Source organism: Nonomuraea sp. NPDC048901 (genome assembly GCF_040649695.1).
Classification (GTDB): domain Bacteria; phylum Actinomycetota; class Actinomycetes; order Streptosporangiales; family Streptosporangiaceae; genus Nonomuraea.
This window is the reverse complement of sequence record NZ_JBEZFW010000008.1, coordinates 1-20,762: the sequence shown is the minus strand read 5'-3', so window position 1 is coordinate 20,762 and position 20,762 is coordinate 1. Positions and strand designations below refer to the sequence as shown.

Below are 20,762 nucleotides of genomic sequence, written 5' to 3'. Positions count from 1 at the left end.
CAATGAGCTAACAATGTCATGTGCGCTAGGCGCGCATTCGCCCGATCAAGCCGGTGTCATAGTCGCCGCTGACGAACTCGGCGTTGTCCAGCAGTTCCGTACAGAACGGCAGGTTGTTCTTGGGTCCTTCGACGACGAACCCCGCGACGGCCTCGCGACCGGCCCGCAGCGCCTCGGCCCGGGTCGCACCGAAGACGCAGAGCTTGGCCATGAGGGGATCGTAGAACGGCGTGACCGTATTGCCCTCCTCGTAGCCGGAGTCCACCCGGACGCCCTCGCCGACCGGCTCTCGCCAGGCGGAGATCTTGCCCGGCCCCGGGAAGAACCTCTTGGGATCCTCGGCGTACACACGGAACTCGATGGCGTGGCCACCGGTCTCCACCTTCACCTCGGGACTCTCGCCCGCGGCCACCCGCAGCTGCAGCTCGACCAGGTCCAGCCCGGTGACCAGCTCGGTGACGGGGTGCTCCACCTGGAGCCTGGTGTTCATCTCCAGGAAGACGAAGTCCTGCGCGTCGGCGTCGACCAGGCACTCCACGGTGCCCGCGCCCAGATAGCCGACGGCCTCGCCGGCCCGCACGGCGGCGGCGAGCATGCGCTCACGCAGCTCGGGCGTGATACCGGGCGACGGCGACTCCTCGACGACCTTCTGGTGGCGACGCTGCACGGAACAGTCGCGCTCGCCCAGGGCCACGACCGTGCCGTCGGGCAGGCCGAGGATCTGCACCTCGACGTGGCGAGCCCGCTCGATGTAGCGCTCCAGCAGGATGGCGGGCCCGTCGAGGACGTCACCGGCGGCGAACCTCGCCGCCGCCCGTGCGGCCTGCTCGAACGCCTTGGCCAGTCCTTCGTCGTCGTGGGCGACGCTCATCCCGATGCCGCCACCCCCGCCCGCGGTCTTGACCATGACCGGATAGCCGATCCGGCCCGCCGCCCGCAGCGCCTGCTCCAGATCACTGACGGGCTCCCGGGTGCCGGCCGCCACGGGCACACCCGCGTCCTCCATCAGGTTGCGGGCATTGATCTTGTCGCCCATCTGGTCGATGGACTCGGGAGCCGGGCCGATCCACACCATCCCGGCATCGATCACCGCCCTGGCGAACGCCGCGTTCTCCGCGAGAAACCCGTAGCCCGGATGAATCGCCCGCGCCCCGGTGGCCCGAGCCGCCTCCAGTACCTTTCCGGCATCGAGATAGCTCAACTGAGGGTTGGCCGGCCCGATCAGCATGGCCTCGTCCGCCTCGCGCACGAACGGCAGATCCGCGTCAGCCTCGGAGTAGACGGCGATGGAACGCAGCCCAAGCCGCTTGACAGTGCGGATGACCCGCCGGGCGATCTCCCCTCGATTGGCGACCAGAACAGCCCCAAGCGTCTCAGTAAGCACCCGCCCAATCTACGGCCGTTGGGCGGGAGGTCCCTTTCCCGCTAAACCACCGATCGCCGGGACGTCTTCTGTAGAAAACCCACAAACGCCATGTTTTACGGCAAGCCACCCCCACCGCCACCCACCGCACATGGCTAAGGGCCTCCAGGAAAACGCCCGCTGACCCCGCACAGGGCTGGGCGCCGTTACGTGCGCGTCCTTGGCCGGTGGCGCGGACGGGCGAGCCAGTGGCGCGACCGAGTTCCAGGCCGACGGACCGTCTTCTTCCGCTCCCCGAAGCGGGCATCCCGCACAGGAACCCCAACCACAACGGACAGCCCCCTGCTCCCCCGAAAGGGGTTTCTCCCACAAGGACCTCAACCACCACAGACCGTCACAGGGATCCAGATCGGCGCGTGACGCACCACCCGGGAATTACGGCGGTCACCGCCCACAGAGGCGTTACAGCTTGTGGACCGCCAGCCGGTCCACCACCCTCGTCATCGCCTCGATCGCCGCCGGATCATACGCGGTCCCCGCCGCCAGCCGCAGCCGCTCAAGCGCCGCCCCCGCCCGGTCCCGATCAGCCGACCCCCCGACCAGGTCATCGTAGGCGTTGGCCGCCTTGATGATCCGGCTGGACAGCGGCGGGTCCTCGGCGATCTGGTCGCATTGGCGGCGTACCAGCTCGGCCACCCGGTCGAGCACGCCCGTCTGCTTGATCACCTCGGCCCCCAGCTCCGCGATGCGGCGCGCCTGCGCGGGATCGGCGAGCACGGTCGCGCCGCCCGGGATGGGGTCGCTCAGGGACAGCTGGCCGATGTCGTGCATGAGGGCGGCGTACTCGAGCTCCAGCAGCTCCGGCTCCGCCATGCCCAGCTCGCGGCCGACCGCCACGGCCAGACGGCTCACCCGACGCGAGTGGCCGGGCTCGACGTAGCCGCCGACCTCCGTGACCCGCGACAGGGCCCGTACGGTCTGCAGGTAGGTGGCGCGGATCCCGGCGTACTTGCGGAAGGCCACCTGAGTGACCAGCAGCGGAGCGGCGAAGACCAGCAGCGCCACCAGGTCCATGCTGTGGGTGGCCAGCGCGAGCAGCACGCCGGACGCGGCCACGGCGGCGCCGAGGGGGAAGGCCATGTTGAGCTCGTCGCGTACGGCCACCTTGAAGGCGGTGCGTACCTGCTCGGCCCTGAGCAGGGCCGCGATCAGCACGTCGATCAGCAGGGTGAGCGTGATGAGCGTGACCATGACGCCGAGCGCGGGCCACCACGTCGGGGGGTCCTGCCGGGTGAGCTGGAAGAGCGGGTCGGCCAGCGGCCGGAAGGCGAAGGCGAGCAGCGCGCCGGTCAGCAGGCGGCGCGCCATGGCGTCGAGGCGCGGCGGGCGGCCGACCGCCAGGTGCGGCAGCGCGCCCGCGATCATGCCGACCGCGATCACGGCCACCACTTGGAGCGCCGTGTGGCGCAGCGGGTTGTCGCTGAGGTCGAGCAGCAGCGTGTAGCCGAGCGCGGCGGCGGCGCCGATGGGCGCGACCTCCCGGTTGCCCGGCATGGTGAGCCTGGCCAGCTCGCCGACCGCGATCAGCGCGCCGAAGCCGATCGCGATCTCGGGCCGGTCGAGCCCCACGGCGGAGGTGTGCGCGACGCCGGCCACCGCGACCAGCCCCGCCCCGCAGATGAGCAGCAGCTGCCCGGAGTCCAGGCTTTGGAAGGCACGTGTCAAGGCCCGCTCACCACTTCGATCGGCCTGGTCGGGTCGTCATGGTCCTTGATCGGGGTCTCGGTCGCCTCGGGCGGCGGCGACTCGACGCGGCGGGGCGGCTGCCACGGCTCGCGTTCGAGCGCTCTGGCGAAGGCCGCCACCATGACCGGGTCGAACTGGCGGCCCGCGTTCTTGCGCAGCTCTTCGACGGCCACCTCGACCGAGCGGGCGTGGCGGTAGGAGCGGTCGGACGTCATCGAGTCGAACGCGTCGGCCACCGCGATGATCCGGGCGAACTCCGGTATCTCGTCGGCCGCGAGCCCCATCGGGTAGCCCTTGCCGTCGTGGCGTTCGTGGTGGTGCATGATCCCCGCGTACGCCTCGTCGAGGAAGTCGATCCCCCGGACGATCTCCAGCCCACGCATCGGGTGGAGCTGGATCGCGGCGAACTCCTCCTCGGTCAGCGGCCCCTCCTTCTGCAGCACCTTGGTCGGCACGCCGAGCTTGCCCACGTCGTGCAGCATGCCCGCGTAGCGGATGGCGCGCAGCCGCTCCAGGCCCATGCCGATCTCCTGGGCGATCATCGAGGAGGCCAGCGAGACGCGGGTGCAGTGGCCTCTGGTGTAGTAGTCCTTCGTCTCGACCGCCTGGCACAGGGCGGCGATCGTGGCATCGTACGAGCGTTGCTGCGCGTGATATTGACCGAACGCCCAGCGGGCGACGAACAGCGGCAGCAGCACCAGCACCGCCGAGATCGACTGCACGGTCGCCCAGAGCCCGGCCACCAGCAGCCCGAACGTGCCGTAACCCAGATAGGACAGCAAGAACTGGACCATGCCCCGCAGCGGCACCTCCATGGCCCGCACCCGGGTGGCCAGCCGGATCATGGTAAGCGTGAGCACGATGTTGAGCGGCACGAACACGCCCGTGGCCGCGGCGTAGGGGCCGATGAGCCCGTCGAAGGCGTTGACCCCCGGCACGCCGGAGACCCCGCCCAGCCCCTGGTAGATCCAGCCGGCCGCGTAGCCGCAGATCGCGAACTGCGCCCCGTTGAACAACCTCTTGATCAACGGCAGCCCCGGACGCACGCTGAAGACCGCCGTGAACCCCACCAGAGCGGCCCCTTCTGGACCGATCAGGACGACGGCCGCCAGCGCCGCGGAGAAGCTCACGGACACCGCGAACTGCTCCACGTTCAGCAACGTCGGCATCGACTCGCAGACCAGGAACAGCAGCGCGAGCACCAGCAGGATGCCCAGATCACCGGGTGCCACCAGGCGCCCGGAGGTGATCACGCTATGCCCGAGGAGGATGGTCGCCGCGCCGATGACGGCGATGAGATAGACCTTCGCAGGCCACGGCAGATCACGCATTGCGGCCCCCAAGGGTGCTCAGGTCCAGGACACCCCGTGAGGCAGGGCCCCGCCCGCGCTCATCAGCAGTGTCATCACAGGGGTGATCAGCACCGCGGCCGCGATCAGCCGGGCGATCATAGCCTTCAGCATGTGCTCGCCTCCACGTCGACTCGTTACGCCGACTCCTGTGGGTCACGCTACAGAAGGCCCGGTCTGTGCAGGGCCAGAGTCGAGAATCGCAAGCAAAGCGTAATCAATCCACTACCTTGGGCGACGGGCGGCCCACGCGACCGTGTTCTTCAGCCCGGTCGCCAGGTCGGTGCGCGGCTGCCAGCCGAGCCCCTCATAGGCGGGCACCGGGTCGACCGCCATGGCCGGCAGGTCGCCCACGCGCGGCGGCGCGAACCCCGGCTTGTCCTGCGCGTCGGCCGCGTCGGCGATCAGCGCGTGCAGCCTGCGGTCGGTGGTCTGGATGCCCGTGCCGAGGTTGAACCTGCGCCCGTTGCCCTCGGCCCCACAAGCACGGACGAAGCCGTCGACCACGTCCTCGACGTAGATGTAGTCGCGGGTCTGCGTGCCGTCGCCGTAGAGCACCGTGGGCGTGCCGCCGAGCAGGCCGTCGGTGAAGATGGCCACCACTCCGGCCTCGCCTTCTGGCGACTGGCGCGGGCCGTAGACGTTGGACAGCACGAGCGTGGTGTATTCGATGCCGTAGAGCGCCTTGAAGGTGGCGAGGTAGGTCTCGCCGCTCAGCTTGGAGGCGGCGTACGGCGAGCGCGGGTCGGTGGCGGCGTCACCGGGCACCGGGATCGTGGCGGGCCGGCCGTAGACCGCGACGGAGGAGGCGAAGACCACCTTGCGGGTGCTGGCCTCCTGCGCGGCGGTCAGGACCGACGCGGTGCCCTGGACGTTCACACTGGCGTCGTGGACCGGGTCGGTGACGCTCTTACGCACGCTGATCTGCGCGGCGAGATGGCAGATGACCTCGGGCCGCAGCTCGGCGGCCAGCTCGATCAAAGCCGGATCGCGGACATCGACCTCGTGCAGGCGGAAGCGGTCATGCGTGGCCGCGTCGGCCAGGTTGTCCCGGCAGCCGGACGAGAAGTCGTCGACGACCGCCACGTCGTGCCCATCCGCCAGCAGGCGGTCGACGAGATTCGAACCGATGAACCCGGCACCCCCGGTGACAAGCACGCGCATGGGGGAATCCTAGTCGGACAGCTCCGACCTCACCTGCGCGATGCGGGCCAGCACTTTGGAGCGCAGGTCGCCGGGGACCGGGTCGCAGCCGCAGTGTTTGGCCACGAGCGCCTTGATCGCCTTGTCGAGGTCATATTCCTTCAGGCACGGGCTGCACTCTTCGAGGTGCACGCGGATGTCGACCACGTCGCCCTCGGTCAGCTCGCCGTCGAGATAGGAGTAGACCTTGTCGAGTACTTCCCGACAGTCGGTGTCATGCGGGTTGCCACAGCTCATTTCGATCCCTCCGCCGGGACCAGGCCGCGCTCGCGGGCGTAGTCCTCGAGAAGTCCGCGGAGCTGCCTGCGACCGCGGTGCAGCCTGGACATCACGGTGCCGATCGGGGTCCCCATGATGTCGGCGATCTCTTTGTACGGGAAGCCCTCGACGTCGGCCAAATAGACCGCGATCCGGAACTCCTCGGGCAGGACCGCCAGGGCCTGCTTGATATCACCGTCGGGGAGATGCTCGAGCGCCTCGACCTCAGCCGACTTCAGGCCGCTCGACGTGTGCGACTCAGCGCGGGCGAGCTGCCAGTCCTCGATCTCCTCGGTGCCCGACTGCTTGGGCTCGCGCTGCTTCTTGCGATAGCTGTTGATGAAAGTGTTGGTCAGGATCCGGTAGAGCCACGCCTTGAGGTTCGTACCTTCCTGGAACTGGTGGAACGAGGCGAACGCCTTGGCGAAGGTCTCCTGAAGCAGGTCCTCCGCGTCCGCTGGGTTCCGGGTCATCCGGAGCGCCGCGGAGTAGAGCTGCTCGAGGTAAGGCATGGCTTCGCGCTCGAACCGCTCACTTCGCTGTTCCAGAGTCTCCGCGCCTGTCGCGGGCACCGGACCCACCCCCCTAAGATCACCGGTGGCCGGCTGTTGCGGTACACCGTACTCAGGGGAGAATACCCGCTCGTCACGGACCGGTCCGTCACTGGGGAGGGGTTCGAGCAATGTGAGCATGCACGTCGCAACACGCCCGCGCCCTCGTCTGTTCCCGCAAGATAGAAGGTGACGAACGACCCGGTGCGGGGAAAACCATACGTACCGGCTGGTAGCCATTTTCCCGGAACCCAGGAGTCGCGTGTGCTGCCCATTCCGGCCGAGGAACTGAACGGCTCAGGGACGCTCGGGCCGTACTGGACCTTCTACCGCGCCGTTGTCGCCGAGCAGCTGACCCGGTGGCTCCCCGACCAACCCTCTGTCGTACTCGATCTGTCAGGGGGCCGGGGACGCTGGTCCGGGCAGGCCGCCCGAGCCGGGCACCGGGTGATCGAGCTGCTCGACTTCCGCCGCTCCACCTCGTTGTCGTTGACCTCTGCGTCGTTGACCTCTCAGTCGTCGAGTTCTCAGTCGCTCAACTCCCAGTCGCCGAGCTCCCCCTTGATGCCCGACCCGCAGGCGCGGCTGCGCGACGCCGGGCGCGTCCGTCACGTACGCGCCGACGACCTGGCCTTCCTCCCCGACGAGAGCGTGGACGCGGTCGTCGCCGAAGAACGTGCCATGTCGATCGAGCTCATGGCCGAGTCGGCGATGAGCGACGTGTTCCGGGTGCTGCGGCCCGGCGGCCGGGCGCTGATCTGCGTCGACTCCCTGGTGCTGGGCATGGCGATCCTCGCCGAGCAGGAGCAGTGGCAGCACCTGCGGCAGACGGGCGAGGTCATGCTGGTGCCGTGGCCCGACGGCAGCATCACCCGCTGCTTCAGCAGCGCGCAGCTACGCGAACTGCTGACCGGCGCCGGTCTGGAGGTGGAGTGGGTACGCCCGCGCACCGTGCTGTCGCCCTCCACCGTCGACCACGTGCTGGGCTCCGACGCCAGGTCGCTGGCCTGGCTGGTGCGCACCGAGCTCGACGCGCACCCGGACGACGACGACACGGTCGGCATCCACCTCGTGGCCAGCGCCCGCAAGACCTAGTCTGCTCGTTGGCGGTACCGCCAACGAAAGTACCGCTAGCGGCGGCGTTCCTGCCTGCCCTGGCACTCCACGCACCGCGCCGCCTCCGGACGGGCCTCCAACCGGCCCTCCGGGACCGGCTTGCCGCAGTCGACGCACCTGCCGTACGTGCCTTCGTCCACGCGCTTGAGCGCCTCGATCACGGCCCTGCGCTGCGCGGTGGCCACGGTGAGCATGGCCTGGGCGCGGTCGGCGTCGGTCAGGTCGGACCCCGCGTCGGCCGCGGAGTGCTCGCGGATCGCGACGGGGTCGCCCTGCAGCACCCCGATCGATCGGTCCAGGTCGGTGAGCATCTTCTCCAGCTGCTTACGAGCGGTCGCGTCGTCCACGGATCCGCACCTCCGGGTAAAGGGGGGCAAGCCGCAGCGGGACTCCCCGGAAGTCCTACCCGGCGCGTTGGGGGGCATGTGTGGCGGTGACTCCGGGTGAACGGATGCATCGCTTTCCCCACCGAATGCCCACTAAGCGTGGCTCTTACACCTCTAGCGGAGAGCGGTTTCCTCCTCCGGGGGCAGGGGTTTGATGAGGTCCGGGCCGTTGTTGCGAACATTGTTGACATCGGTGGAAACGGCCACCGCCGTCAGCCGCCCGGTGTCGGCCGGCACCAGCAGACCCGAAGCCTGCTCCGGGTCGGTGAGCTTGGGGTCGAGCCACTCCGCCCAGCGCTCCTGCTCGATCATCATCGGCATCCTGTCGTGGATGCGGCCCAGGTCGTCCTCGGCGTCGGTGGTGATGACCGTGCAGGTCACCAGCCACTTCAGCGGATCGTCGTCGTCGCGCGACTTGTCCTTCCAGAACTCGTACAGGCCCGCCATCGCCAGCACCCCGCCGTCCTCCGGGTGGATGAAGTACGGCTGTTTCTTCTTCTTGTCGCCCTCGACCGGCATCCACTCGAAGTAGCCGTCGGCCGGCAGCAGGCACCTGCGCTTGGCGAACGCCTGGCGGTAGGACGGCTTCTCGGCCACCGTCTCGATCCGCGCGTTGATCATCCGTGAGCCCACCGACGGGTCCTTCGCCCAGGCCGGCACCAGCCCCCACTTGACGATCCGCAGCTGCCGCACAGCCCGCTCGGCGTCCTTCGGGACCCGGCTGAGGACGGCGTAGACGTTCTTGGTGGGCGCGACGTTGTAGTCGGGCCCGAGCTCCTTGTCGGGGTCACCGTCGAGCTCGACCTGGAACTCCTCCAGCAGCTCGTGCTTCTTGCGCGCCGACGCGTATCTCCCGCACATGTCCCCACACTGCCATGTACAACCGGCGACCGCATGCGCGGCCGTCCGGGTCGTCGGCAGCCGTGAACTTCACCGGCGCCAGTATTCTTTGACCATGCCCGCACCGCACTGGCCCGCACCCACCGCGACCGCTCCCGTGATCGCGTCGATCCACCTGCCCGGCTCCAAGTCCGTGACCAACCGCGCGCTGCTCCTCGCCGCGCTGGCCGACGGCCCCGGCATGGTGCGCCAGGCACTGCGCAGCCGTGACGCCGACCTCATGGTGGCGGCGCTGCGTGCCCTGGGCGCCACCCTGACACCGGTGCACGAGACCACGGCCGCCGTCGACTGGCAGGTGACCCCCGGCCCGATCCGTGGCGGCGCGAGCATCAACGCGGGCTTGGCGGGCACCGTCATGCGCTTCGTACCGCCGATGGCCGCCCTGGCCGACGGCCCGGTCGCCTTCGACGGCGACCCGCACGCCCGCAAGCGCCCCATGGGTCCCATCCTCGACGCCCTGCGCGCGCTCGGCGCCCGCGTCGACAACGACGCCCTGCCCTTCACCATCCACGGCCCGCTGGCGGGCGGCGAGGTCACGCTCGACGCGTCGGGTTCGTCGCAGTTCGTCTCGGGGCTGCTGCTCACGGCGGCGCGCTTCGAGAAGGGCGTCACGATCCGCCATGTCGGCCCGCCCGTGCCGTCGCAGCCGCACATCGAGATGACGATCCAGATGCTCAGGGCGGCCGGGGTGACGGTCGACGACAGCGAACGCGACATCTGGCGGGTCGAGCCGGGACCGATCGCGGCCAGGGACCTGGCCGTCGAGCCCGACCTGTCCAACGCGGCGCCCTTCCTCGGCGCGGCTCTGGTCACGGGCGGCACGGTCACCATCCCCGGCTGGCCCCACACGACCACGCAGCCGGGCGACGCCCTGCGCTACCTGCTCACCTCGATGGGCGCCACGGTCCGGCTGTCCCCGGCGGCACACGAGGCGGCAGGCGAGGCCGGCTCCCTGACCGTGACCGGCACCGGGCGGATCGAGGGCATCGACGCCGACCTGCGCGAGGTGGGCGAGCTGACGCCGACGATCGCCGCGCTGGCCACACTGGCGAGTTCGCCGTCCCGGATCCGGGGCGTGGCGCACCTGCGCGGCCACGAGACCGATCGCCTGGCCGCCCTGGTCACCGAGATCACCCGGCTGGGCGGCGACGCGGAGGAGACCGACGACGGCCTGCTCATCCGGCCCCGCCCGCTGCACGGCGGCGTCTTCCACAGCTACGACGACCACCGCATGGCCACGGCCGGTGCGGTCATCGGGCTGGCGGTCCCGGACATCGAGGTGGAGAACATCGCGACGACGGCCAAGACGCTCCCGGAGTTCGTCCAGATGTGGACGACCATGCTGAGCGAGCGATGACCACCCGACCTGCCGGTCCGCCACCCACGGGCACCCGCCCGACGCGGATGCTCGGGCGGGCGGCCAGGCCGGTCGGCATGGTGGGATGGACACGCGGGCACAACCGACGCGGTGGAGCGGCGCGCGCGCACGATTCGCTGGGCACCCCGCCCGGTGGGGCAACATGTGGACAGGACCGCCGCGATGGACGGGCGGCGCACGGTGACATGGGGGTAGACCGCTGAGAAAGCGGGAGTACGACGAGGACGACGTACGGGTCAGGCCGGGCAAGGGCTCACGGCCGCGGACCCGGATCCGGCCTGCGCATGAGGACGCCGTGGAGGGGTTCGTGGTCGCCGTCGACCGGGGCCGCTACACCACACTGGTCGAACCCGAACGCGCCAAGGGATCGGCCCAGAAGCGCAAACAGCCGGAGCGTCGCCTGGTCACCGCCATGAAGGCGCGCGAGCTCGGCCGCAAGGGCATCGTCGTCGGCGACCGGGTGGCCCTCGTGGGCGACGTCTCGGGCCGCCCCGACGCCCTGGCCAGGGTCGTACGCGTCGAGCCGCGCACATCGATGCTGCGCCGTTCGGCCGACGACGTCGAGGACACCGACGGCATCGAACGCCCCGTGGTGGCCAACGCCGACCAGCTGGTCATCGTGACCGCGCTCGCCGACCCGCCGCCCCGGCCGCGCATGATCGACCGGATCCTGGTGGCCGCCTTCGACGCCGAGATCGAAACACTCCTCTGCCTCACCAAGTCGGACCTGGCGCCGCCCGACGAGCTGGTGGCGATGTACGAGCCGCTCGGGGTGTCGCACGTCGTCGTCCACAAGGGCGGCTCGCTCGACCAGCTCCGCGACCACCTGACCGGCCGCCTCAGCGTGATGGTCGGCCACTCGGGCGTGGGCAAGTCGACCCTGGTCAACGCCCTGGTCCCGGCCGCCAACCGGGCGGTCTCCCAGGTCAACGCCGTCACCGGCCGGGGCCGCCACACCTCGACCTCGGCCGTGGCCCTCGAACTCCCGGAGGGCGGCTGGATCATCGACACGCCCGGCGTACGCAGCTTCGGCCTGGCCCACGTGTCGGTCGAGACCGTCCTCGCCTCCTTCCCGGACCTCATCGAAGGCTCGGTCAACTGCCCCAAGGGCTGCACCCACCTGGACGCCGACTGCGCGCTGGGCCCCTGGGTGGCGGCCGGGCACGCCGAGCCGGCCCGCCTGGAGTCCCTCCGCCGCCTCCTGTCCAGCCGCGAAGGCACCCCGGACGACGGCACCTGAGATACCAAGCCGGGACCTATCCGAAGAATCACCCATCCGTCGGCGGACGGGACTTACCAGAAATGCAGCGCCGCTCGACTGATGTTCGGGAGGTAAGTCACGGTAGCGTGGCTCATCGTGACGGGTTATAACGATGATCTACGTCTGGCGCATGTCATGGCGGACCACGCCGATGACCTGACCATGCGAAGGTTCAAGGCGGTCGACCTCAAGGTCGACACCAAGCCGGACCTCACGCCGGTCAGCGATGCCGATCGCGCTGTCGAGGAGGCCATTCGCGGCACTCTCCGGCGGGCCCGGCCGCGTGACGCGGTCGTGGGCGAGGAGTTCGGCAAGACGGGCTGGGGTGCCAGGTCCTGGATCATCGACCCGATCGACGGCACCAAGAACTACGTGCGCGGCGTGCCCGTGTGGGCGACGCTGATCTCGCTGATGGAGTACGGCCAGGTCAAGGTGGGTCTGGTGTCCGCCCCCGCCCTGGGCAAGCGATGGTGGGCGGCCACCGAGGGCGGCGCCTGGACCGGCAAGAGCCTGACCAAGGCGACCCGGATGCGCGTCTCGTCGGTCTCCGATCTGGAGAACGCGTCCTTCTCCTACTCCAGCTTCAGCGGCTGGGAGAAGATGGGCCGCCTCGACAACTTCCTCGACCTCGGGCGGGCCTGCTGGCGCACTAGGGCCTATGGAGATTTCTGGTCGCACATGATGGTCGCGGAGGGCTCGGTGGAGGTGTCCGCCGAGCCGGAGTTGTCGCCGTGGGACATGGCGGCCCTCACCGTGATCGTCGAGGAGGCCGGGGGCAGGTGGACGGACCTCGCGGGCGTCCCCGGTCTGGAGGGCGGCAGCCTGGTCTGCACCAACGGCCTCCTGCACGACGAGGTCCTCAGACGCCTGAACGCCTCATAGCGCCAGCACCCGCGCCACGGCAGCCAGCAAGCTGTCGCGATAAGTCCCACCAAAGAGCACCACGTGGACGAGCAGCGGATGCAGCTGATGCAGCGGCACCCGCTCCCGCCACCCGTCCGCGAGCGGCGCCTCCTCCTGGTAGGCCCCCAGGATCCGATCCAGATAGGGCGCCCCGAACAACGCCAGCATCGCCAGGTCCGTCTCCCGATGCCCGCCGTGCGCCGCCGGGTCGATGAGCACCCCGCGTCCGTCCGACCAGAGCACGTTCCCGCTCCACAGATCGCCATGGATGCGGGCAGGCGGCTCCGGTGGCCCCGCCACCTCGCCGAACCGTGACACGGCCCGTTCGATGAGCGCCACGTCCCGCGCGGGCAGCCGCGCCTGGCGTACGAAGGGCAGCACCCGGCGGGTGGCGTAGAAGGCGGGCCAGTCGTCGGCGGGCGAGTTGTCCATCGGCAGGTCAGCGATGAAGCCCGGCCAGGGCGCGCCGAAGGCGGGCGCGCCGGCGCGGTGCAGCCGCGCGAGATCGCGCCCGAACCGCTCGGCGGCCGCCGCCGTCGGCGCGGAGGTGTCCACCCATGACAGGACGAGCCGATCCCGGGAGACCTCGATCACCTCCGGCACGGCGATGGCCTCACCCAGCCACCGCAGCCCTTCCGCCTCGGAAGTGAACACCGGAGAAACGGCTCCGGTCTTGGCGAACACCACGCGCCCGTCGTCGAGCACGCCCCGCTGCAGCCGCCACCCGTGGGAGGCCCCGAGGTCCTCAGTCGATCTCATCGGCGATGTGCTTCGCGAGGCCACTAGAAGCGGCCTCGACCAGCCGCAGCACCTCCACGAAACCGTCGGCCTCACCGTAGTAGGGATCGGGCACCTCGGCGCCGTCCGGCGCGTCGGGGTCGAACGAGCGGAACAGCCGCACCTCCACACCCTCGGGGGCCATCCGCCGCAGGAACGACAGGTTGTCCCGGTCCATGGCCAGCACCAGGTCGTAGCGGTCGAACCACCCCGAGGTGAACTGCCTGGCCCGGTGCGCGGAGCCGTCATAGCCGTGGTCGGCCAGCGTCCGCAGAGCCCGCGCGTCCATGGGATCGCCCGCGTGCCAGGCACCGGTGCCGGCGCTGTCGACGGCCACCTGTTCATCGAGTCCGTGGTCGGCCAGAGTCCGCCTGAGCACGGTCTCCGCCATAGGTGAACGGCAGATGTTTCCCATGCACACCAGGCATACGCGATAGGTCATACCTCCCATCATGAGGGTGACCAGGGCCGTTCACCGTCCGTTCACCCTTGGTAGGGGGATTGAGTCACTTTGGCTGCATAACTTCGTAGCGACTAAGGACCGAGTGGGAGGAAACCCAACCGTGAAGTATGCAGGCCGGCTCGCCGCCGTCGCCGTCGTCGGCGCGCTCTCGCTCGCTGCGTGCGGCACAGACAACAACAGCGGCGCCGACGCCACCGCGTCCGCCGGTGCCACCACCGCCGCGGGTAACGACAACGGTCTGAGCGGCACGATCAACGCCGCCGGATCCTCGGCCCAGGCCAACGCGATCGACCAGTGGAAGAAGGACTTCCAGAGCAAGAACCCCGGGGCCAGCCTGAACTACCAGCCCAGCGGTTCGGGCGCGGGTGTCCAGGCCTTCATCCAGGGTACGGTCGCCTTCGCGGGTTCCGACTCGGCCCTCAAGGACGACAAGGGCGAGCCCGCCCAGGCCGACGCCCGGTGCAAGACCGGCAAGGCCATCAACATCCCGATGGTGACCGGCCCGATCGCGGTCGTCTACAACCTCCCGGGTGTCGACGGGCTGCAGCTGTCCCCCAAGACTCTCGGCGGCATCTTCAGCAGCAAGATCACCAAGTGGGACGACGCGGCCATCAAGGCCGACAACCCGCAGGCCAAGCTGCCTTCGACGCCGATCCAGGCCTTCCACCGGGCTGACGAGTCCGGCACCAGCGACAACTTCACCAAGTTCCTCAAGGCCACGGCCGAGTGGCCGTATGAGCCCGCCAAGGCGTGGCCCGCCGAGGCCAAGGGCCAGGGCGCCAAGGGCTCCGACGGCATCGCCTCCTCGGTGAAGGGCGCCGAGGGCTCGATCAGCTATGTCGAGCTGTCGTTCGCCGAGAACTCCCAGCTCCAGAAGGCCAAGGTCGCCAACGGCGCGGGCGAGTTCGTCGAACTGAACTCCGACAGCGCCGCCAAGACGATCGAGACCGCGGAGATCAAGGGCACGGGCAACGACCTGAAGCTCGGCATCGACTACGCCACCAAGACCGCGGGCGCGTACCCGATCGTCCTGGTGACGTACGAGATCACCTGCGAGAAGGGCCTGCCCGCCGACCAGGCGAAGCTGGTCAAGTCCTTCCTCACCTACACCGCCAGCGACGAGGGCCAGGCCGCGCTGAAGGACCTCGGTTACGCCCCCCTCTCGGGCGATTTGCTGACCAAGGTCCGCACCGCTGTCGAGGCGATCTCCTAGCAGCCGATGACGTCCAACGTTCGTACCCGTGATGGCGGACCGGCCACGAGCCGGCCCGCCTCGCGGCGCAGCCATGGTGAAGGGCCCTTCCGTTACGCCGCCACCGGCGCGGGCGTCATCCTGCTGGGGATCATGGCGGCGATCGCCGTCTTCCTCATCAGCGAGGCGATCCCCGCCCTGCAGGCGAACAAGGGTCACTTCTTCTCCGAGCTGGTCTGGGACCCGAACGGCAGCCAGGTCTTCGGCATCGCCGCCCTGGCGTTCGGCACCGTGCTCAGCTCGGCCCTCGCGCTCGTCATCGCGACTCCCATCGCGGTCGGCGTGGCGCTGTTCATCTCCCACTACGCGCCCCGCCGCCTGGCCGGGCCGCTCGGCTACCTGATCGACCTGCTCGCCGCCGTCCCCAGTGTGGTGTACGGCCTGTGGGGCGTGGTCTTCCTGGTGCCGCTGCTCAAGACGCCGTCGCAATGGCTGAACGAGAACCTGGGCTGGTTCCCGCTCTTCGCCGGCGAGGGCGCCATCGGCGGCAAGACCATGATCGCGGGATCTATCGTCCTGGCGATCATGATCCTGCCGATCATCGCGGCCATCTCCCGCGAGGTCTTCCTCCAGGCTCCCAAGATGAACGAGGAGGCGGCGCTCGCGCTCGGCGCCACCCGCTGGGAGATGATCCGGATGGCCGTGCTGCCGTTCGGCCGTCCCGGCGTCATCAGCGCCGCGATGCTCGGCCTCGGCCGGGCGATGGGCGAGACCATCGCGGTAGCGCTGATCTTCCCCGCCACCTTCGACATCACCTTCGAGATCCTCACCCCGCACGCCAACAGCATCGCGGCGAACATCGCCAACGGCTTCGGTGAGGCCACCCCGATCGGCAGGGGCGCGCTGATCGCCTCCGGCCTGGTGCTGTTCGTCATCACCCTGCTCGTCAACATAGCGGCCCGCATGATCATCAACCGCCGCAAGGAGTACGCGAGGGCCGCCGCATGACCGCGATCCAGCACATCTCGACCAGCCGCCGCATCAAGGACCGCGTCGTCCAGGGGCTGGTCTACCTGGCGTTCGCCCTGGCCGTGGTGCCGCTCGTGTCCGTGCTCTGGCTGGTGATCAAGAACGGTCTCGGGCGCTTCGACCTGGACTTCCTCACGCACTCGATGCGCAACATCGGCGCCCGCGACGCGGGTGGCGGTGCCTACCACGCGATCATCGGCACGCTGGAACAGGTCCTGCTCGCCTCGATCATCTCCGTCCCCATCGGGCTGCTGACCGCGATCTATCTGGTCGAGTACGGCAACGGCGGCCGGTTGAGCCGGTACATCAGCTTCTTCGTGGACGTCATGACCGGCGTCCCTTCTGTCGTCGCCGGCCTGTTCATCCTGGCGTTCTGGGTCCTGTTCCTGGGCCAGCCGTTCTCCGGGTTCGCCGGTGCGCTGGCGCTGTCGATCCTGATGATGCCGACCGTGGTCAGATCGGCCGAGGAGATGCTCCGCCTGGTCCCGAACGACCTGCGCGAAGCCTCGTACGCGCTGGGTGTGGCCAAGTGGCGCACGATCATGAAGGTCGTCCTGCCGACCGCGCTGACCGGCATCATCACCGGCGTCATGCTGGCCGTGGCCAGAGTCGCCGGCGAGACCGCGCCGCTGCTGCTGACCGTGTTCTTCACCGACTCCATCAACAACGACCCGTTCAGCGGGCCGCAGATGGGGCTCCCCCTGTTCGTCTTCGACCAGGCGGGGCGTCCCAACGACACCGCCGTGGATCGGGCCTGGACCGGAGCCCTCACGCTCATCCTGATCGTCATGCTGCTCAACCTGGTCGCGCGCCTGATCGCCCGGTGGCGCGCACCTGCCAGAGGCCGATAAGGGGTAAAGCCACTATGTCCAAGCAGATCCAGGTCTCAGGCCTCGACGCCTACTACGGGAGCCACAAGGCCATCGAGGACGTCTCGATGACCATCGAGCCGCGCTCGATCACCGCGTTCATCGGCCCGTCCGGGTGCGGCAAGTCGACGTTCCTGCGCACGCTCAACCGCATGCACGAGGTCATCCCCGGCGCGCGCGTGGAGGGCAAGGTGCTGCTCGACGGCGAGGACCTGTACGCCTCCAGCGTCGAGCCGGTCTCGGTGCGCCGGATGATCGGCATGGTCTTCCAGCGTCCCAACCCGTTCCCCACGATGTCGATCTACGAGAACGTGGCCGCCGGACTCCGGCTCAACGGCCGCGTCGCCAAGTCGGAGATGGACGGCGTCGTCGAGACGTCACTGAAGGGCGCCAACCTCTGGAACGAGGTCAAGGACCGCCTCAACAAGCCCGGCGCGGGCCTGTCGGGCGGCCAGCAGCAGCGACTCTGCATAGCCAGGGCCATCGCGGTCCAGCCGCAGGTGCTGCTGATGGACGAGCCCTGCTCCGCGCTCGACCCGATCTCCACGCTGGCCATCGAGGACCTGATGGCCAAGCTCAAGGACGACTACACGATCGTGATCGTCACCCACAACATGCAGCAGGCCGCCCGGGTCAGCGACCGGACCGCCTTCTTCAACCTTGCCGAGCAGGGCAAGCCCGGCAAGGTCGTCGAGATGGACGAGACCTCCCGCATGTTCACCAATCCCACAGAGAAGGCGACCGAGGACTACATCACCGGGCGCTTCGGCTGATGATCCACCAGCAGGCGGCATCCAGTGTGAACGGGGACACGAGGACGAAGCCCATCCTGCTCATCGCGGACCCGGACAACGGGGTCGTGGAGGACGTGGCCACCGCCCTCGAACGCGAGGGCGTCTCGGTCACCGGCGTCCCCGACGGCGCCCAGGGCCTGATCCAGGCAGGGGCGCTGCAGCCTGACGTGGTACTCGTGTCGGCCACGCTGCCGGTCATCGGCGCCGTCGACTTCGTACGGGCGGTACGGCTCTCAAGGTCCGTGCCCGTTCTGCTCGGCGTCGGCGAGGGGCACGCCGAGCAGGCCGTACAGGCGCTCGCCGCCGGTGCCGTCGCCTGCGTGGCCAGGCCGTACCGGGTGCCGGAATTATTGCCGTTCATCCACGCGGCCTCCCCGGAGGGCCGCGAGGTGCTGGTCGTGGGCGGCGTCGAACTCGACGCGCAGGCCTACCAGGTACGGGTGGACGGACGGGTCGTGCACCTGCCGCTGCGCGAATTCGAGCTGCTGCAGTATCTGATGCGCAACGCGAACCGCACGGTCACGCGCGAGCAGATCATGCGGCATGTGTGGCACACGGTGTCCAGCACCTCGACGAACACCATCGCGGTGCACGTCAAGCGGCTGCGGGCTCGGCTGGGCGACGACGAGGACGCACTGATCCAGACGGTCCGCGGCGTGGGCTACCGCCTGATCGCCCCCGCCCCCTCCGACTCTGTGTGACCCTGCTCGGCTCGTACGACCGGCATGGCCCTGTGCGGCCCTGTGCGGCCCTGCACGGCCCCGGCGAGACCCTGCTTGGCTCTGTGTGGCCCTATGCAGCTGTTCAGCTCTGTGCGACTACGTTCCGCCCCGCTTAACCCTGCTTAACCCCGTTCAGCCGGTGGGACGCCCCATCCGGCCCCGTGTGCCCCCCATGCGGTCAGGCGTGGCACGACCGGCCCTGCCGTGGCCCCGTGCGGTCAGGCGTGGCAGGAGCGGCCCTGCCGTGGCCCCATGCGGTCAGGCGTGGCAGGAGCGGAAAGATTTCATGATCCGCTCGGCCACGCCCTGAACGGTCGCGATGCCCTGGCCGGTGTCGGCGTTGTTCTCGGTCAGTACGGCCAGCGCGTAGTCATGGCCGTGGCCGTGGATGAGGCCGACGCTGACGATGGCCCAGCGCTTGGTGGACACGCGCTTCAGCCAACCGTTCTTCAGCGCGACATGGTCGCCCTTGCACTTGGCAGCGCTCACGCCCCAGTTCTGGCCGTCGATCACCTTGCCCATCAGCCTGAGCACCTGCGCACGATCCTTGGCCCGGAGCGGACTCTTGGCCGACACGAGGGCCTTCATCAGCCGCACCTGGTCTTCGGCCGAGGTGCTGGTGATGCCCCAGCAATACAGGTCGACGCAGTCACCCGGAACTCCCTGAGTGTGGCGGAGCCCGAACTTCTTGCCCGCCTTCGTGAACCCGGCGGCCCCACCGATGCGCAGCCAGAGACGGTCGGCGGCGTGGTTGTCGCTGTAGCGGATCATGAGATCGGCGTCGTGTCTGGTGGCCTTCGAGAGCTTGTGCCAGGGGGTCTTGAGGAGGAGCGTCATGAGGATCTGCACTTTGGCGGTGCTCGCGGTGATGAGGTGTTCGTTGCGGTGATAACGGTAGAGGCGCCCGGTGGTGAGATCTTCGACCATGGCTGTGACAGGCCCCGGACGCCCGGCCAGGTAACGATCGAGCCGCTTGGTGATCTTCTTGGCCGCGATCGGCGGATCCGGCTTGAGCTTCTTACGATGCTTCACCGGCGCAGGGACCTCGACCAGCGCCTGCCGCTGGACCAGGACCGGGGCCTGCTGGTGGAAGGCGGCGGGACGCTGGACCGACTCTCGCTGGGGTGGCGCCGGCCAGACGCCCAAGAGCAGCAGGAGAAACCCCGTTAGGGCCACGCGGAAGAATCCCCCGACGCCCCTGCCCCCGACCATTCGTGAATTATCACGAATGGTGCTGATGTGACGCTAGTGGCCAGTGGTGCCCAGTTTGACGATCAAGTCGACGCCACAGATGTCCCATTCGGCAACCCCTGTGGGTCGGCCTCGCCCTGCGGGACCGACTCGCTCAGTGGGTCGGCCTCGCCCTGTGAGGCTGCCCGCTGAGTGAGGCGGCCCCGCTCAGTGGGCAGGTACCTGGCAGCCCGGCCTGGCCAGGGCGAGCACGAGCTGCCAGCGCGGCTGTTCCCGCAGGAGGTGCTCACCAACGAGCTCGGTCAGTTCGAACGGGCGCACGGACGCCAACGTTCCTGCGCTCGCACGGACACCAGGGGCTTGCTCGCGCGAACACCACAATCTCGCTAGCCGGCCAAGTCGTATTATCTCGAGTTCCTACTGACGGACGGATGGCTCAGGTCAGGAGCCAGACCAGGAGTCCGGTTCGGGTCGGGAGTCCTGTTCGGGTCGGGAGTGCGGCTCGGGTCAGGACTCCAGCTCGGGTCAGGAGTGGACCTCGAGTCAGGAGTGAGGCTCGGGGTCTTCAAGGGTCGGGATCGTGGGAGAGAGCAGGGTGTCAGCGTGCTCGCTCAGCCGACCACGTACGAGCCGGTAGACGCGGAACTCGTTCGAGTGAGCGCCTTCGTCGTCCCAGAGGTGGAGCAGCCCGTAGGAGCCGGGCGCGATCTGGCCGACCCGCTGGAACAGCTCGATGATGATGCCGCTCCAGCCGCCGTCGCGGTTGGGCTGGCCGGCTACGTGCAAGGAGGGAATGCCGTTCAGCCAGCGCAGGTCGATCAAACCGTAGTCGGGGAGCTGCGCCAGATAGGCACGGATATCCTCCACCTGCCGCTTCAGGAGGCCGTCGGAGCCGTCGTCGTCAGCGCGGGCCGTCTGACGGATGGTCACCCACCCGTGGTACTCCATCACCGCCATCCTCCTCCCGACGTCGCCGTGCCTCATCACCCTCGCAGTCCCCTCCAACCTTCGCCATCCCTCCAGCAGGCCGCCTCGTGCGGTCCGAACTCTCCGGGCGCCGAGAACAGCACGAGGCCCGGGAACGGACCCCTAACCCATAACGCAAGAAAGGTTCCCACGCGCCAAGCCGTCCCTCCAGCGCCTTCGACGCGGCTCCAGCAGGCCGCCTTCAGGCCGCCTCGTGCGGACCGAGCTCTCAAGGCCCAGGAACGCAAAAGGCCCCACGCCCAAGACGTGAGACCCATCACCGCGAACGAGCCGAGCGCTCTGGCGCCCGTAAGCCCTGACCGAGCCCAGCGCGCCACCACCCTC

At 69.1% G+C, this 20,762-nt stretch carries 21 protein-coding genes; 9 read left to right on the top strand and 12 right to left on the bottom strand.

Annotation, left to right across the window (positions count from 1 at the left end):
* Positions 1-25: 25 nt before the first annotated feature.
* The 6 genes from AB0C30_RS27470 to AB0C30_RS27445 form a co-directional block, all read right to left on the bottom strand.
* Complete coding sequence (locus tag AB0C30_RS27470; protein ID WP_357949566.1) at positions 26-1,384, bottom strand: biotin carboxylase N-terminal domain-containing protein; 1,359 nt, start codon at positions 1,382-1,384, stop codon at positions 26-28.
* Positions 1,385-1,825: 441 nt separating this feature from the next.
* Positions 1,826-3,088: an HD domain-containing phosphohydrolase gene (locus tag AB0C30_RS27465; protein WP_357949563.1), complete on the bottom strand. Its 1,263-nt coding sequence runs from the start codon at positions 3,086-3,088 to the stop codon at positions 1,826-1,828.
* Positions 3,085-4,440, bottom strand: a complete 1,356-nt coding sequence (locus tag AB0C30_RS27460) for an HD-GYP domain-containing protein (protein WP_357949560.1) — start codon at positions 4,438-4,440, stop codon at positions 3,085-3,087. Before AB0C30_RS27460 ends, AB0C30_RS27465 begins: the two co-directional genes overlap by 4 nt.
* 243 nt (positions 4,441-4,683) lie before the next feature.
* A complete protein-coding gene (locus AB0C30_RS27455) occupies positions 4,684-5,622 on the bottom strand; it encodes an NAD-dependent epimerase/dehydratase family protein (protein ID WP_357949558.1) in 939 nt (312 codons plus the stop codon).
* A gap of 9 nt (positions 5,623-5,631) precedes the next feature.
* Complete coding sequence (rsrA, locus tag AB0C30_RS27450; RefSeq protein ID WP_225301833.1) at positions 5,632-5,898, bottom strand: mycothiol system anti-sigma-R factor; 267 nt, start codon at positions 5,896-5,898, stop codon at positions 5,632-5,634.
* Positions 5,895-6,500, bottom strand: coding sequence for a sigma-70 family RNA polymerase sigma factor (locus AB0C30_RS27445; RefSeq protein WP_214640210.1), 606 nt, complete (start codon positions 6,498-6,500; stop codon positions 5,895-5,897). The genes rsrA and AB0C30_RS27445 overlap by 4 nt, the downstream gene beginning before the upstream one ends.
* Before the next feature lie 234 nt (positions 6,501-6,734).
* Between AB0C30_RS27445 and AB0C30_RS27440 the strand changes: the two genes are divergently transcribed.
* On the top strand, positions 6,735-7,565 hold the full coding sequence (locus AB0C30_RS27440) for a methyltransferase domain-containing protein (RefSeq protein ID WP_357949554.1): 831 nt from the start codon (positions 6,735-6,737) through the stop codon (positions 7,563-7,565).
* Positions 7,566-7,600: 35 nt separating this feature from the next.
* On the opposite strand, the gene AB0C30_RS27435 is transcribed toward AB0C30_RS27440, so the two are convergent.
* Both AB0C30_RS27435 and AB0C30_RS27430 read right to left on the bottom strand, forming a co-directional pair.
* Positions 7,601-7,933, bottom strand: a complete 333-nt coding sequence (locus AB0C30_RS27435; RefSeq protein ID WP_357949551.1) for a TraR/DksA C4-type zinc finger protein — start codon at positions 7,931-7,933, stop codon at positions 7,601-7,603.
* A gap of 153 nt (positions 7,934-8,086) precedes the next feature.
* Positions 8,087-8,833 (bottom strand): SOS response-associated peptidase, encoded by a 747-nt coding sequence (locus AB0C30_RS27430; RefSeq protein ID WP_357949549.1) that lies wholly within the window; start codon positions 8,831-8,833, stop codon positions 8,087-8,089.
* A gap of 94 nt (positions 8,834-8,927) precedes the next feature.
* On the opposite strand from AB0C30_RS27430, the gene aroA reads away from it, so the two are divergent.
* The 3 genes from aroA (at position 8,928) to hisN (ending at position 12,393) form a co-directional block, all read left to right on the top strand.
* Entirely contained in the window at positions 8,928-10,229 is a 1,302-nt protein-coding gene (aroA, locus tag AB0C30_RS27425; RefSeq protein ID WP_357949546.1) for a 3-phosphoshikimate 1-carboxyvinyltransferase, read from the top strand.
* Between the two features lie 220 nt (positions 10,230-10,449).
* Entirely contained in the window at positions 10,450-11,490 is a 1,041-nt protein-coding gene (rsgA, locus tag AB0C30_RS27420; protein ID WP_357950738.1) for a ribosome small subunit-dependent GTPase A, read from the top strand.
* A 117-nt stretch (positions 11,491-11,607) separates the two neighbouring features.
* Positions 11,608-12,393 (top strand): histidinol-phosphatase, encoded by a 786-nt coding sequence (gene hisN / locus AB0C30_RS27415; protein WP_357949544.1) that lies wholly within the window; start codon positions 11,608-11,610, stop codon positions 12,391-12,393.
* On the opposite strand, the gene AB0C30_RS27410 is transcribed toward hisN, so the two are convergent.
* Together AB0C30_RS27410 and AB0C30_RS27405 are read right to left on the bottom strand one after the other, a co-directional pair.
* Positions 12,388-13,173, bottom strand: coding sequence for a fructosamine kinase family protein (locus tag AB0C30_RS27410; protein ID WP_357949541.1), 786 nt, complete (start codon positions 13,171-13,173; stop codon positions 12,388-12,390). The genes hisN and AB0C30_RS27410 overlap by 6 nt on opposite strands.
* Positions 13,160-13,633, bottom strand: coding sequence for a low molecular weight protein-tyrosine-phosphatase (locus AB0C30_RS27405; RefSeq protein ID WP_357949538.1), 474 nt, complete (start codon positions 13,631-13,633; stop codon positions 13,160-13,162). The genes AB0C30_RS27410 and AB0C30_RS27405 overlap by 14 nt, the downstream gene beginning before the upstream one ends.
* A 121-nt stretch (positions 13,634-13,754) precedes the next feature.
* Between AB0C30_RS27405 and pstS the strand changes: the two genes are divergently transcribed.
* From pstS to AB0C30_RS27380, 5 genes are read left to right on the top strand one after another with little or no spacing between them, the layout of a single operon-like run.
* A complete protein-coding gene (gene pstS, locus AB0C30_RS27400; RefSeq protein ID WP_357949536.1) occupies positions 13,755-14,867 on the top strand; it encodes a phosphate ABC transporter substrate-binding protein PstS in 1,113 nt (370 codons plus the stop codon).
* Positions 14,868-14,873: 6 nt separating this feature from the next.
* A complete protein-coding gene (pstC, locus tag AB0C30_RS27395) occupies positions 14,874-15,854 on the top strand; it encodes a phosphate ABC transporter permease subunit PstC (protein ID WP_357949533.1) in 981 nt (326 codons plus the stop codon).
* Positions 15,851-16,726: a phosphate ABC transporter permease PstA gene (gene pstA, locus AB0C30_RS27390; RefSeq protein ID WP_357949530.1), complete on the top strand. Its 876-nt coding sequence runs from the start codon at positions 15,851-15,853 to the stop codon at positions 16,724-16,726. Before pstC ends, pstA begins: the two co-directional genes overlap by 4 nt.
* Before the next feature lie 14 nt (positions 16,727-16,740).
* Positions 16,741-17,517: a phosphate ABC transporter ATP-binding protein PstB gene (pstB, locus tag AB0C30_RS27385; RefSeq protein WP_357949527.1), complete on the top strand. Its 777-nt coding sequence runs from the start codon at positions 16,741-16,743 to the stop codon at positions 17,515-17,517.
* A 26-nt stretch (positions 17,518-17,543) separates the two neighbouring features.
* Positions 17,544-18,239, top strand: coding sequence for a response regulator transcription factor (locus AB0C30_RS27380; RefSeq protein ID WP_357949524.1), 696 nt, complete (start codon positions 17,544-17,546; stop codon positions 18,237-18,239).
* Positions 18,240-18,518: 279 nt separating this feature from the next.
* Here AB0C30_RS27380 and AB0C30_RS27375 read toward each other — a convergent pair whose 3' ends face one another.
* Together AB0C30_RS27375 and AB0C30_RS27370 are read right to left on the bottom strand one after the other, a co-directional pair.
* Complete coding sequence (locus tag AB0C30_RS27375; RefSeq protein ID WP_357949521.1) at positions 18,519-19,472, bottom strand: serine hydrolase; 954 nt, start codon at positions 19,470-19,472, stop codon at positions 18,519-18,521.
* Positions 19,473-19,994: 522 nt separating this feature from the next.
* Positions 19,995-20,399, bottom strand: a complete 405-nt coding sequence (locus tag AB0C30_RS27370; protein WP_357950735.1) for an Imm7 family immunity protein — start codon at positions 20,397-20,399, stop codon at positions 19,995-19,997.
* Positions 20,400-20,762: the final 363 nt, after the last annotated feature.

Bases quoted from the DNA above. Each gene is read 5' to 3' on its own strand.
- AB0C30_RS27460 (WP_357949560.1), bottom strand. From the start codon at position 4,440: ATGCGTGATCTGCCGTGGCCTGCGAAGGTCTATCTCATCGCCGTCATC.
- AB0C30_RS27455 (WP_357949558.1), bottom strand. From the start codon at position 5,622: ATGCGCGTGCTTGTCACCGGGGGTGCCGGGTTCATCGGTTCGAATCTC.
- rsrA (WP_225301833.1), bottom strand. From the start codon at position 5,898: ATGAGCTGTGGCAACCCGCATGACACCGACTGTCGGGAAGTACTCGAC.
- AB0C30_RS27430 (WP_357949549.1), bottom strand. From the start codon at position 8,833: ATGTGCGGGAGATACGCGTCGGCGCGCAAGAAGCACGAGCTGCTGGAG.
- aroA (WP_357949546.1), top strand. From the start codon at position 8,928: ATGCCCGCACCGCACTGGCCCGCACCCACCGCGACCGCTCCCGTGATC.
- AB0C30_RS27410 (WP_357949541.1), bottom strand. From the start codon at position 13,173: ATGAGATCGACTGAGGACCTCGGGGCCTCCCACGGGTGGCGGCTGCAG.
- AB0C30_RS27405 (WP_357949538.1), bottom strand. From the start codon at position 13,633: ATGACCTATCGCGTATGCCTGGTGTGCATGGGAAACATCTGCCGTTCA.
- pstC (WP_357949533.1), top strand. From the start codon at position 14,874: ATGACGTCCAACGTTCGTACCCGTGATGGCGGACCGGCCACGAGCCGG.
- pstA (WP_357949530.1), top strand. From the start codon at position 15,851: ATGACCGCGATCCAGCACATCTCGACCAGCCGCCGCATCAAGGACCGC.
- pstB (WP_357949527.1), top strand. From the start codon at position 16,741: ATGTCCAAGCAGATCCAGGTCTCAGGCCTCGACGCCTACTACGGGAGC.
- AB0C30_RS27375 (WP_357949521.1), bottom strand. From the start codon at position 19,472: ATGGTCGGGGGCAGGGGCGTCGGGGGATTCTTCCGCGTGGCCCTAACG.
- AB0C30_RS27370 (WP_357950735.1), bottom strand. From the start codon at position 20,399: ATGGAGTACCACGGGTGGGTGACCATCCGTCAGACGGCCCGCGCTGAC.